Raw genomic sequence first — 13,519 nt, 5'->3', positions numbered from 1 at the left:
TTTCTTTTATTCAATGGTGACGGTGCTTTTTCCTTTGTAATCCCACTCAAACAACTGCCCTTCCAGAATAATTTCCGGATCAGGATCGGGAATACCCGTGTACACAATCTTAATCGTCAGCACCGTGGTTTTACCCATTTCGAGCTTCACCGGCGAAAATCCGTCGATTTGCTTGAATTCATTCAATGCGTAAGTCCCTCCAATTTCTTCTCCGGTGTTGTTTTCCTTCACTTTAAAGTCGATGCTGATACGTTCTACCGTATTTACGCCCTCCGTAGCCGGCAATAAATACCATTCGGAAGTTTCCGTATTTGAATATGGTAACGCGGTATTTGGGGTAAGGGAATAAGCGGATAGTTCAGTTGAAGGAGACCCCAACGTCCATTTTGAATTCACAAGATCAAAAACACCTCCGTCCGTTTTGGTTTTAACCGCCAGTGAAGAGATTTTCAACTGATTGACCGGATGCTCACCCTTTGGAAGCTCTTTGCCATCTTTATCCGTCACTACCACATTCACGGCCAATCGCGCCAAAGCGTGTTTGAAATTCAACAAAACGGAAACACGCGATTTATTATAATTCCCGATTGTTCCCGTGTACAATAAATCGGGAAAAAATTTATTTTCATCGCCATGTCCTATTTCCAGGTTCGTCCCCGACCCCGGGCGACTCACGCGTGAATCACTTCCGCCGGCGACAGGACTATACGCAAGGAAACTCAAATACTTATTCGGCTCAAAATGCCAATACCACTTATTGTCCGGCGAAGCAGGATTAGCCGCTAATGCAATCGGGTATTCGGCATACCCGTGCACCCATGTCTCGCTTCCCACCGTTCCCGTAACATGATTCATATAGAGATTACCGGCTCTCCAATCCGTAGCTACCGGCAATTCCAAAGAGGCGTTCGCCGCCACAATGGCGACTTTATCCCCATTGGTAAAAGATGCCGCACGAGTTGTGGAGCTACTCTCTGTGCCGGGCGCCGGGAGATTCGCACTGAAAGCGATGGGCGCCGGCTCTCCCTCATCCGGGACTGCAACCTCATTGCTGCAGCCGGATAAGGATAGTAGTGCAAATGCGCCTATCATTATATTTATATACTTTTTTATCATTGTTCAAAAACTTTTATCGGTTTACCGTATAATGATACTTCCGCCTGTCCCGTTTTCCCAGGGAGCAACCGTAGCGCTGAATACCAGGCCGGTCTTCTTCAGGGTGATATTGAACACGTGGTTTTCACCCGCCTTGAAATCATAATAAAGCTCGATCTCAGCATTATATTTTTGTTCGTTCAATGTCACTTCCACAAGAGCTGTTTTACTACCTACCTTACCTATTTTTTGAGGGAAAATAAACGCCTCATAGCTTGAAACAGCCTCGCCCAACCCGCTAACCGTATTCGGAGCCGTTCCTGTAGGAGCGAATGAAACCGGTGTGCCGGTAGCCGTAGCTTTTCCGTCCGCAACATTCACCGTTCCCTTTAATATAAAATTCAGAAGCTTGATAGTGCTGCCGCTCAGGTCATTCTTCGTAAAACCGTCGCCGTTGAACAAGTTCACGGTTACCTTGCTAAGAACGTGCTTGAAATGCAGCGAAACGTTCGCGCTACCGTCTTTTATAACTCCGTTATTCGCATCGGGAGCGGCCACCAGGATATCATCCAACCGTGCGTTGGTGACGGTAGATGCTGTTCCATCCTCGGCGGTCCAATCAAACGTATTTCCTGATTCCAAATTAAACTTATCAGCGGGGAATACGGCGGTAATCCTGTCACCGGTCTGGAAATCATCCCTAAACCACGTTGGAGCGCCCGTTTCGGGAGCAAGCGATCCGCTTGCGGCATTACCGGTATATTTATATTTTGTATTGCCGGCCACATTGTTTCCATTTAGTTTATAGAACTTGATCAGGTCGTCATCCTCAAACCCGCTCGCCGAGGCGTCTGTCGAGTGGAAAGAGAGCGCAAAATTATGCTCTATCTTTCCCCAGTCGGCCACATTGACCGATACTTTCAAATCGGAAGGTTCGATGTTGATGGTCAAATTGGTATAATGCCCTGCCTTGTATTCCACGTTTGCCGTGTGAATGACGGGATACTCGCGGTTACCGGCAGTGGGAAGTTTCACAACGGCTACGGTAGCGCCGCTCGTGATGATTTGCGGTTGCAGGTAAGCCGAAGCCTCCGTATTGCTGAGAGGCCCTACCGTAATCGTACCGGTCGAAGATCCGTCGGTGTTATACACTCCGTTCACAACCGCGCCTCCGATGGTGTGACCCGGCAGGGACACGATCGCTGCGTTGAGTTGCTCATCCGTGTAGAAACTGGATGTCAGCTTCACGTTCACTTTCGCTACGCGGTGGTGCAGATTAAGGCTCAATACGGTATTGTCCTTACCGCCATGGTTGACGGCAGGTTCAGCCGTGATATAATCTTTCGATTGATTATGGCCGGGAGTTGCGTTCACCTCCGGACGGGTAATGGAAGCATAAATCTTACCGGTATTCGCGATGCTTTCCCAATGCAGCGGAGTAGATTCACTGTAATTCCAATTTCCGCCGGTATACTTAAAATGTCCCGACACAGCCGTGCCGTCCGTATAAAGATACAACTGATCTCCGTTCCTTAAGTCGCCGCTGTTGCTTACAGGCCCTGCTGTTCCGATCTGCACGGTTTTGCTAATATCGGCACCCGGCACCCAGTCAATAATCGTCGTACTGATAAGAATACCGGAACCTTTTATATCGAGGATAATTTTATAAGCGGTACCCGCTATATATTCAAGTCCTTCCGCAGGGACAGGCACATCATACGTACGCCCCTTGATAACCACGTTTGCAATATTTCCGTTCGCGATGGTTTGCGGCGGGAAAACAGCCACATTATTTTCGGGCGTGATATTGCCTCGGGTAGTTCCCGGAACAAATTCTCCTTTATCGTTATAAGAACCGGCGTTGAGATAATCGGGAAGAACCACCGTCGCGTTTTTCAGATCGGTTGCCGTATAGGTTCCGTCGGAAGATTGCAATTGAATGGTCACCTTCGAGCCGGCGTGTTCCATCTCGAGGTTCACCCCGGTGTAAGCTTTTACATCGACATCTTTAGAGATAAGGATATCATCCATTTGAGTACTGTTCAACGCCTTGTCTATTACGGTGGCTCCGCGGAACGTAACCGGGTCGCCGGCAATGCTTTCCCAATATACGGGAGCATCAGGTGTCCATAGGGTTCCATTATAAGTAAACTTATTCAAGAGACTGAAATCGGTTGCGTTACCGTCTTTCAGAAACAGATCCAATACATTGCCGGTAGCAAAGCCTTTGGTTTCTTCCAATCCGGTCACTACACGGATAACGTCATAACGACGCGTGGGGCCTTCAGTCCACGGCTCGATGGTTGCGCTGATTTCGGCAGGAGATTTCAAACGGATATTAAAGGTATGAACATACCCCGCTTTCAATTCAAGGTCGCTGCCCATAGCGGCGGTATATTTACCTCCGTCAGGCGTCGTGATTTCAAAACTCACTCCTGCGCCGGCCGCTCTCGGTAATACAATCGCTTCGCTTTTCGCGCTGCTCACGGGAATACTTACATCCGCCCCTGAAGCATCGTTGACTTTTAATTCTTCGTACAACAAGTTATAGGTTGCGTCGGTCTTCAATCCTTTCATCACCAATTTAGCTCCATTGAGAATCGACTCTCGCGGGCCATCGGCAGACAGATTAACGACCACCTTGGCAAGGCGATGGTGGAAATGCAGTTTCACATTCGGATCTTTTGTGGAAGTTCCCGAAAGATGTTCTGCCGTCATCAGGTCGATATCCGCTAAGGCCGTTTGATCTTTGGTGGATACAGGAATCACTAATTCCGGGGACAAATCCTTTTTATAAGGATAGTACGACCGGAATGTCACTTCCTCATCATTTGTCGGGAAATAAATGATATGCCCGGCATCGATAGGGGAAAACTGTCCGTCACCGGAAGTCGTGTACCCATAATTACGATACGGATCGATGACACCCGATGTTTTAGGATTAATCATGGCTACCCCAATGGCGTCATTCTCATTCCAAATAGCGTTCGTGGCTCTGGTTTGCTGTACATCGGCGGAAATACGCGCAGCAACTTTGCCGTCGTCCGTTCCCGAATGTATTTCATCATTCGTACAACCGATAGCCGCTAGAGCTATCAGGGTACTTAAAAAGATAAATTTGAAAAAAGATGTTTTCATATAATATATATTATTGTTTTCTATTTACTCATTGAATAGGTGTTGCATCGATCCACTCTTCCGGACCGGCAGCCCAATCTTGGATGGTGGCAGAGAAATCAGCTCCTGCCGAAAGGGTTATCCTGATCACCCAAGGTTTTAAAATATCTTTGGTATGGAAACCACTCAAGTCGGAGGTTATATCGAAATTCAGCACTCTGTTATTTTCTTCACCGCCCTGATAGTGAACCGTCAGCGCCAAATTTTGCTTCACGTTAGCATCCAATCCCAACAACCGGCGTGCACCGGTATAGTATCCGTCGGTATCTTTTTCTCCTAACGTATAAGTTACATAGCCACGCTTCAATGCCGCATATCGGTCTTGCGGGCCACCTTCCACGAATGCATCCTTGAGGTCGCGCGAAAGGGTGATGCCGTCTACGGTAGCGGTAATAGCGCTAACCAAAGCGGCATTATTACCTGCCGTTTTCACTTTGATGACCAATGGGCGGGTTTGCACATACGTAGGCAGGTCGTAGTTGATGATGCCCCAGTCGACCAATCCTCCCTCGACATTAAAATCGATGTATCCGCCGACAAAATCGCTTGGATCGTTAATCAGACCCGTCTCATCGGATGTCAACGTAACCACCGTTCCGCTCAATCCGACATTTTCATTCTCCCCTTTCAGGGAAACAGCTTGATAATCTCCTTTGGTTAATTCCAACATCTTGTCGGGCCCAACTTCGGTTTTACGCCACAATTTATCCGGATATAAAATAGAAGTATTCGCATTCGTCAAGACTTCCCTGCTTCCTTGTTTTAATTCTTCAGGAACCAAAGGTGTAATGGTGTACAGTCCCGGGCAGTTTTCCGCATTATAGTCCGACTTTATACAAGATGATGTAAAAAGTAAAAGCAGAACCGCACATGTTATTTTACAGATATTTTTCATCATTGCTTTTCTTTCAAAATATTGATGTATTTCATATTGTTTTTCGCTTCCGGGGTCGACATATCTGCTTTCTCCATATATTTTTCAGCAGCTTCTATATTTCCACGTTCCAACGAAGCAGCGGCGGCATTTAAATTAGCCTCGGGGCTGTCCGGATATACAAGGACAGCGGTTTCAATCAATTGATAATATTCCTCGGAACCCTTGCCTGCTAATAATGCAGCATCATACATCTCTCGAAGGCTTAACTGTGAAGGATTATCCTTGACCACCTTACGAGCCTCTTCGGGTGTATAATAAGGCAAATGATATTCAATTTCATAATCGGTATGTCGCAGTATCGGCAACCAATGGATTTTTATATACTGATAGGCTTCGGTCAAACGTTTCAGTTCGGCTTCCTTTGCATCCGGATCGATATCTTTTCTGGCTATCTCAAGAATACGTTCGCGGTCTTTTATTTGTGAAATCTCCGCTAATTTTATGAATCCATCCCAATCTTCAGGAGTAGAATTTGTTTCGATAATCGACTTGGAAATTCCGAATTTACGGATAATATAATCCTTCAAAGCTTGTGTACGCCCTTGCGCAAGGAAAGCATTATGTTTATAGGTTCCCTCGGGTGACGCGTATCCATGCAGTGCTATAGACTGTATTTCGCTGATTTCAAACCCTCTTAACGTACTGTCTATTTTAGCAAGTTCGATGGCATTTCTATGAAAATCAGGATAAATAACCGTTTCGTTCAATGGAAAATCGATATAAGCTTGTCCCTTGAGAACACGCCGCTTTATGACTTCCGGTTTTGGAGCCAGGTAAAGGATGCTGGGAAGCTTGTCGGGCAATTCTATACCGGTCAATGGCATATATGTAATTTCTTGAGAATGGTTGCCACATCCGCAAATATCCTTTTGGAGTATAACGTCTGCTCCATCCATCCAAGCTTGTGAGGATATGGAAGCTGCATAATGAATTACTTGCTCCTTATTGTTGGTATGACGATACACTCTGTCTTCGTCCGGAGGTATCAGTCCGTTACGTTTTGATACAATATATCTCTTCCGCCCATAAACAGTTACGGGAGCAAGCAATACTTCGTTATTCCCTTTTCGTATAATCGGCGTAAAGGTTATAGCCCGGTTTGACTCAAGCTTCATATCTTCCGGCAAAATTAAATTCATTTCGACATGCAAAGCATCATCTTTTGATACTTGCATCGATACATTTTCTGCACGAACATCTTTATCGGAGATGGTTTGTCCTTGTAAATAGCTTGCAAATAACAAGAAAAAACCCACTATAAATATATTTTTCATCAATTCTAATTTTTAAAATATATACACAAGACTTACCGCTGCTTTTGTAGGACCAAAATAGTGTTTGTCCTTATCTTTCTCGAGGCGCTTACCACAGCTACCACATTGGTACTTGTCATAATTAAGGTAAGCATACCCGGCCCCGATATTCGCTTCCAAATTCCAATGACGCCCCAACACCCATTGGTATCCATACGAAACTCCGCCACCAATGAAATTCCCTTCATAACGGTGGTTCCGCAATCCTTGATACAAATCAAACGGCAATTTTATCCCTGAAAGATTAAAAATGCCGCCATGCAAATGGACTCCTAAAAAAGAACCAGCAAACTTCTCACAAAACCAGAATCGATATTCCGGTTGTATATATAAGTGCTTTAAAAGTTTGTTTCCTCCCAGCTCCCACGGGTTGTAACTGACATAGAAATCCAGCGTATTCTTGGGAGCGGTTCCGATTTCCAACGCCAAATTCATCGAAGTGGTGGCATCGGCTATTACATTTGTTTTAAGTCCGACCTTTTGAGCCGAAGCGCTACTAATACACAGCAGCGCAAACACCATAATTAGTATTTTTGATTTACTCATGTTTATCTGTAAATAAAATTATCTTTGTTCTATCTAAATATTTCAAATTCTGCCAATTGGATGATATAAAAAACCTTTAACACCTTATTCGAGTTCCGCTAAAGCACTTTAATTATCTTCTTATCATATCGGACATACCATAAGAATTAAAAGAAACAGTTATAAAGCTTAAAAAGCTAAGAATCTGTTTAATTTTGGTTTGCGATTCGTGAGAAATATAAATAGCTTTTTTAATTCTTTTTAATTCATTGAACTATATATAAAATCCGACAAAAGTACACCTTACAACCTGGACACCCAAAAAAATACAGGACACTTTTATACTAAAAACGGACACATATAAACCATTTATAGGACATTCTTATACTAAAGACGGACATATATGGGTCATTTAAATGAAGATGAAATGGTTTTAATTTATAAAATAGATTATTCAAACCAATCTTTCATTATTTATTTTGAAGATCTTCTTTCAGCTCCTTAACGCTTTTACCGAAATATTTAAGACAATACCCGTTTAAATGAGCATACGAAGAAAATCCGAGTTTACCGAGAAGCTCTTTAAAATTATCCGTCTTCCAGAGCTCTATCTTTACTATTTGTTTTTTCTGCTCCAAAAGCCACTGCTTGGGTGTCGTATCGAAATGATTCTTGAACTTACGCGTCAATGTTTTAGTCGACATACAACAGGCCGCCGCTAATTCATTCACTGTCGAAACCTTGCCGGCTTTCTCTTTCACCATTGTTTCGAACGAAGTATCGTCATTCAATAACGGATAGAAAAACATCGCGTTTTGCTTTTTAGTATAAAATCCCCGCATGAGGAAAAACCACTCGCTCTGTTTTATATCATACAGATGACGGCAAAACATCTTATTATTCAAATACTCGTGCACGGATGACGCAAAGTCGACCAAAAGCTTATTCATCGGCAAAACCCGCAAAGCGACATCCCTCTCGGGTAAGTACTTCTTCAATGCAATCATTTCAAACTTATCACACAATATTTGCGGTTTATCGAATATGAGCCGTATAAAATAACTATCGCTATTGGCCCGCATCCCAATATTGATATTTTTCCCTAACGAATACAGATTGTCTTTTTTCAGAATTAAACGAGAGTCTTCCCCCAAAAACTCTATCTCTCCTTTTAGCATAAAGATAAAGCAAAAAGCTTCTTCTACGTTCATATCGAGCATCGTACCTGAATCAACGGCATATTCCGAAAACATTCCTCGATAATTCGATTGATAATTCGGACACTCAATGTGCTCATTCAAATAATACAATCTACTCATTATTTTTGTCGCTTTTCTTTATTATCCAAAGACAAAAGTGCTGTTAATATCCTTTCAGATTTTCACCTCTTATACTTTGGGGAATTTTTCCTCATCCTTTATTTCTTACACATTCTATTTGATACGAAGACTGAAAACTCAGCGTTCCGGAAGAGCCATGTAGCTCGTTGAGACTTTTTCACAATTAATCTTTTTGTCAAGAAATTTCGAACAAGATCGTGTTTTTTCATAATAGAAGCCCAATACAGGCATACTACATTCATACTACATCTCCTTCTTAAAGGATCGAAGGAAATCCACAACAACTCTTTATTTAGCTGATAAATAGATAACAAATAGATTTTTCACAAAAACAAATCCAAACATTCGGGAGCAGGGTTAAAGGCAAAAAAATATTTATTCCGGACAAACAACAAAAAACAAACAGGGAATTATCAACGCGTAATCGTGAAATACTATTAAAATAAACTTGTATAAATAAAACAATAGTCTTATTTTTGTGGCCTATGGGTGTGTTTTGGAATAACCCCGTACATTCAATCTTGTTATTTTGTACACTCTATTCCTGAACAGACCCTATGAAAATTGTCTTTATATCTTTTCCGTATGAAAAAATATGTTTTAAGTTTCTACGTTTTATTGTGTTTATTTCCGAATGTAAGACCTCAATCCTCCTTGTCAATCAAAGAACAAGCGGTGGATAGTTTATTGACCAAAGTCTCAAAAGAAATAAGGAGTGTATCACCGGAGCAAGGACTTGAATTCGCCGTGAAAGCTTTATCTCAAAGCCGGGAAAGCAATTATTCAAAAGGAAAAGCGATGTCTTGTTTTTATATCGGACAATTACTTTTTTACTTCGGGGATTACAATAAATCACTGCAATATCTTTCGCTTTCGGAACAGGAAAAATACACTTCCGGAAATTACATCTTGTTATCGGAGATTAGCAGGATAAAGGGACAGTTGTATTCTTATTTAAAATTAAAAGAGGCATCCTTTTCCGAGTTAAAAAAAGCATACGGTTACGCTCTTCAAATCCGGGAGAAGAAAGAGAGAGAGCGTTTCACCAGTTTAGCATACGAAAATCTCGCAATTGCTTTTAATATAAGAGGCGATCAGGATTCTTCATTTTTTTATCTAATGGAAAATAAAAAATTATTGGCGCGAACGGACGAGAACAAAACGTTCAACAATGCTATTAATCTTTACACCCTCTTCGGAGAGTATTTTGGAAACAAGCAACAATATGATTCCGCCACGTATTATTTTAATAACGCGCTTGCGCTCATCTCTAAACACGACTATCCTTATACCTCGTGGCTATACGGTCATTGGGGAGATTTGTATAGTCAAAAGAACGAATCTGATTCTGCTCTGTTTTATTACCGTAAAGCGTTACAAAACTTAAAGGAGACAAATCTGAAAAATGAATTCCCCAATATCTATCAAAAAATATCGGAGATCTATTCACTGAAAGGCATAGAAGATTCAGCAACGCTTTATAACGAAAAATACTTATTAATCAGTTCTGAACTTAGAGATGCGAAGGACAAAGCGACTGAGCAGGCGTTACAAATTTTATTGAAAGAAGAACGACACTATGCCCAAATAGAGCAGCAAAGAATTTTAACGATAATAGGGATAATCTTAGTTTTCATCTCTATCTTGATTCTTCTTTATGGGCGGCATTGGAACAAAAAGAAAAAAAAGATACTGGAAGAAAAAGAAAAAGAAGTGACCGACTTACAGAGTAAATTGAATGAATCACTGGAAAGGGTTCTTACATTAGCACAGAAAAATGACCCGGCCTTTCTCCCATTATTCAGAAGGTATATCCCCAATTTAGTCTAAATATTTTTCAAAAGTACTCCGACCTAACTCCTTCCGAGTTTCAATTATGCGCGTTGATATTTTTGGATTTCACATCCAAAGAAATCGCTCAATATACGTTTGTCACCCATCGTTCGGTACAAACAAGCAAAAGTCGATTGAGAAAAAAATTTGAGATTGATGGTCAGACAGACCTGTACCAATATATAAAGTCGTTTGGATAAAAATTGAAAAACAATGAAAGATATAAACAGCCCTATTATTCGCGTATTGACCATCGTGATCTTCGGATTATTCATCTTCACTCCTCACGGCAAGGCCGACATAATCGGCAATCGGAAGGATCGAGCTACGGCATTGACTCAAAAAGCATCGATAGCGGATAAAATAGTCTTTACTCAACAAGACAAAAAGATTTTCGCCTCTTACTTGGCATTCATAAATAACGTTCAATCGTTATCGATAAACAATATATTGGAAAAAACAGCCTTGTTTTTCCTGAACACGCCATATACAGGCCAAACCCTCGAACTCAATAAAGAAGAAACGCTGACTGTCAACTTGCGCGAGTTCGATTGCATGACGTATGTGGAAACGGTGGTCGCTTTATCAGAAACCGCCTTATCACCGAATCCGTCGTTCGAAACGTTTACCGATAAGCTGCGAAACATCCGGTACCGAAACGGCAATATACAGAACTATGCTTCCCGAATTCATTACACTTCCGACTGGATGTATGAAACCGAACGAAAGGGGGTTCTTGAAAACATCTCCCAATCTTTAGGCGGAATACGGGAAACAAAGAAGATCGATTTCATGTCTTCTCATCGACAAGCTTATCGCCAATTAAAAGACGACGGGACGATGTGGATGGCGATTCGTTCGATAGAGGAGACGATGAACCGAAGAGGGGGATTTTATTATCTTCCCAAAGAGACCATTCTTTCCGCGGCCGCCCGTATTCCACATATGGCGGTGATTGCATTCACAACGACTATAGGAGGATTAGATACAACCCATATGGGGTTCGCTTTCCGGAAAGACGGAAAACTCAGTTTTATCCACGCTTCCTCGACGGGAGGTAAAATAATGATTCAACCCGGAACACTCTACGAGTATTGTGATTCACAAAAATCCTGCACGGGAATTATCGTAGCGGAAATAAAATAGGCCGGAGGCTAAGCTTCTTCTATGCCTGCCAGTTCGGGGTCGATCATAATACGTCCGCAATATTCGCACACGATAATTTTCTTTCCTAACTTGATATCCATTTGTTTCTGAGGCGGAATTTTGTTAAAGCATCCACCGCAGGCTCCGCGTTGAATAGGAACCACGCCCAACCCGTTACGCGCGTTTTTACGGATACGTTTAAAAGCGGCCAACAAACGCGGCTCGATGCCGGATTCCATTTTCTTCGACTTTTCACGAAGTTTCTCTTCCTGCGCTTTCGTTTCAGAAACAATATCGTCCAACTCTTGCTTTTTTTGCTCCAAATCGAGTGTCTTTTCTTTCAGGTTTTCGTTGGCGCTATCCATCTGTTCCTGAATAGTCTTTATCTCTTCGGAATATTCACGAATATGCTTCTCCGCCAGTTCTATTTCAAGCGTTTCAAACTCAATCTCTTTCGATAGATGGTCATATTCTTTACTATTCCGTACGTTATTCAGTTGGGAATTGTATTTTTCTATTTTTACCTTCGTGGTTTCAATTTTCGCTTTTTGCTGTTTGGTGGCATCATTCAGCTCCTTCATTTCGAGCTGAAGGTTGTTGATACGCGTACCCAATCCGGCTATTTCGTCATCCAAGTCCGATACCTCCAAAGGCAATTCCCCACGAAGTGTTTTTATCCTATCGATCTCCGACAAATAGGTTTGTAGTTTATATAACGATTTCAGCTTATCTTCCACCGAAATCTCTTGAGCTGCTTTTTTCTTTGCCATATACTATTTCTTTTATTAAAATTGATACTCCTATCGAGAGGGCGTCTGTCAAAAACACGTCATTCCGCACTTGATGCGGAATCCCCACATTCTTTCTTTTATCCGGAGATTGCGGGTCAAGCCCGCAATGATGAACCCTCTTTTCACTTTTGATACACCCTCGCTCACATCGCCTGCTCTTTAACAAAAATGTAGTAATGATGCGATACGGCGATCGTTTCATTACTACATTATTTGCGAGAGCGGGAACTAGTCAGACCGCTTTACGTCACAAATACTTAACGGGATTCGAATCGAATGCCGATTTATGAAGTGCAAAGGTAGGATATTTTTTCGAAATAACATCGAAAAATATTTCTTTTGTGCAGATCTCCGACTCGTAATGCCCTACGACGGCAAGTAATATCCGGCCTTCCACATCATAAAAGTCGTTGTATTTGGCTTCTCCGGTAATAAATACATCGGCGCCGTATGCAATGGCTTCCGGAATAAGAAATGCACCGCTTCCTCCGCAGAGCGCCACATCGCGTATCTCCCGGTTCCTCATTTTAGTATGGCGGATGGCAGGTAAGTTGAGAACATCCTGAAGGAAATACAAAAACTCCTGTTCGGGCATCGGTTCGGGCAATACTCCGACAGCGCCGCTACCGGCCTGTTTCCATTCATTCTCCAACGGGTAGAAATCGTACGCAGGCTCTTCGTAGGGATGTACGGCAATCAATGCACGCAAAACCTCCTCTTTACGAAATGCAGGCAAGACGGTCTCGATGCGTATCTCTTTTTCATAATGCAGTTCCCCTATTTCCCCGACAAAAGGATTGGTACTTTCGCCGGCACGGAATGTCCCTTCGCCGGTAAGATTGTAACTGCACGAATCGTAATTGCCGATATTGCCCGCTCCGGCATTGAAGAGCGCCGTCCGGACATATTCGGCATGCGTATCGGGCACAAACGTAACCAACTTCAACAATGCCTTTTTCTGCGGACTAAGAATGCGTATCTGTTGCAGTCCGAGCATTTCCGCCAACCGGAAATTCACTCCGCCGGTAGCGTTATCGAGGTTGGTATGAGCGGCATACACCGTAATATCGTTTTTAACAGCCTTGATCAGGCAACGTTCGATATACGTGCGGCCCGTCAGCGATTTAAACGGCCGGAACGCCAACGGATGATGCGAAATGATCAAATTGCATCCCAACGATATCGCTTCGTCCATCACATTTTCCGTAACGTCGATGCAAAGCAACGCTCCCGTGGCCTCGCGGTTGACATCGCCTACCTGCAACCCGCTGTTGTCGAAATCTTCCTGCAACGCGAGCGGAGCCAATTGTTCAATTGCTTGAATGATATCTTTTATGCGCATACGCTTATTCTTAAAATGAA

11 protein-coding genes are annotated in these 13,519 nt (G+C 42.7%); 3 read left to right on the top strand and 8 right to left on the bottom strand.

Annotation, left to right across the window (positions count from 1 at the left end):
• Positions 1-6: 6 nt before the first annotated feature.
• The 6 genes from ABNK31_RS04710 to ABNK31_RS04685 all read right to left on the bottom strand — a co-directional run bounded on the left by ABNK31_RS04710 (position 7) and on the right by ABNK31_RS04685 (position 8,366).
• Positions 7-1,116, bottom strand: a complete 1,110-nt coding sequence (locus ABNK31_RS04710) for a fimbrillin family protein (RefSeq protein WP_418894558.1) — start codon at positions 1,114-1,116, stop codon at positions 7-9.
• A gap of 21 nt (positions 1,117-1,137) precedes the next feature.
• Entirely contained in the window at positions 1,138-4,233 is a 3,096-nt protein-coding gene (locus tag ABNK31_RS04705; protein WP_418894557.1) for a fimbrillin family protein, read from the bottom strand.
• Positions 4,234-4,261: 28 nt separating this feature from the next.
• Positions 4,262-5,170 (bottom strand): hypothetical protein, encoded by a 909-nt coding sequence (locus ABNK31_RS04700; RefSeq protein ID WP_418894556.1) that lies wholly within the window; start codon positions 5,168-5,170, stop codon positions 4,262-4,264.
• Positions 5,167-6,483, bottom strand: a complete 1,317-nt coding sequence (locus tag ABNK31_RS04695) for a hypothetical protein (protein WP_418894555.1) — start codon at positions 6,481-6,483, stop codon at positions 5,167-5,169. Before ABNK31_RS04695 ends, ABNK31_RS04700 begins: the two co-directional genes overlap by 4 nt.
• 12 nt (positions 6,484-6,495) lie before the next feature.
• The gene (locus ABNK31_RS04690; RefSeq protein WP_418894554.1) at positions 6,496-7,068 is read right to left on the bottom strand and encodes a DUF3575 domain-containing protein; all 573 of its coding nucleotides are present in this window, start codon (positions 7,066-7,068) and stop codon (positions 6,496-6,498) included.
• 449 nt (positions 7,069-7,517) lie between these two features.
• Positions 7,518-8,366 (bottom strand): helix-turn-helix domain-containing protein, encoded by an 849-nt coding sequence (locus ABNK31_RS04685; RefSeq protein ID WP_418894553.1) that lies wholly within the window; start codon positions 8,364-8,366, stop codon positions 7,518-7,520.
• Between the two features lie 696 nt (positions 8,367-9,062).
• Here ABNK31_RS04685 and ABNK31_RS04680 point away from each other — a divergent pair.
• Genes ABNK31_RS04680 through ABNK31_RS04670 form a run of 3 tightly spaced genes read left to right on the top strand, consistent with a single transcriptional unit; the run spans position 9,063 to position 11,366 of the window.
• Entirely contained in the window at positions 9,063-10,217 is a 1,155-nt protein-coding gene (locus tag ABNK31_RS04680) for a tetratricopeptide repeat protein (RefSeq protein WP_418894552.1), read from the top strand.
• A complete protein-coding gene (locus tag ABNK31_RS04675) occupies positions 10,184-10,420 on the top strand; it encodes a helix-turn-helix transcriptional regulator (protein WP_418895362.1) in 237 nt (78 codons plus the stop codon). Before ABNK31_RS04680 ends, ABNK31_RS04675 begins: the two co-directional genes overlap by 34 nt.
• Before the next feature lie 13 nt (positions 10,421-10,433).
• Positions 10,434-11,366, top strand: coding sequence for an N-acetylmuramoyl-L-alanine amidase-like domain-containing protein (locus ABNK31_RS04670; protein ID WP_418894551.1), 933 nt, complete (start codon positions 10,434-10,436; stop codon positions 11,364-11,366).
• An 8-nt stretch (positions 11,367-11,374) separates the two neighbouring features.
• On the opposite strand, the gene ABNK31_RS04665 is transcribed toward ABNK31_RS04670, so the two are convergent.
• Together ABNK31_RS04665 and ABNK31_RS04660 are read right to left on the bottom strand one after the other, a co-directional pair.
• Positions 11,375-12,136 (bottom strand): zinc ribbon domain-containing protein, encoded by a 762-nt coding sequence (locus ABNK31_RS04665; RefSeq protein ID WP_418894550.1) that lies wholly within the window; start codon positions 12,134-12,136, stop codon positions 11,375-11,377.
• Between the two features lie 268 nt (positions 12,137-12,404).
• Positions 12,405-13,499 (bottom strand): Nif3-like dinuclear metal center hexameric protein, encoded by a 1,095-nt coding sequence (locus ABNK31_RS04660; RefSeq protein ID WP_418894549.1) that lies wholly within the window; start codon positions 13,497-13,499, stop codon positions 12,405-12,407.
• Between the last annotated feature and the right edge of the window lie 20 nt (positions 13,500-13,519).

It is taken from the genome of Limibacterium fermenti (assembly GCF_041902845.1).
GTDB lineage: Bacteria > Bacteroidota > Bacteroidia > Bacteroidales > Dysgonomonadaceae > Limibacterium > Limibacterium fermenti.
Note: the sequence above shows the minus strand (reverse complement) of the source record. Positions and strands in the feature narration are given on the sequence as shown.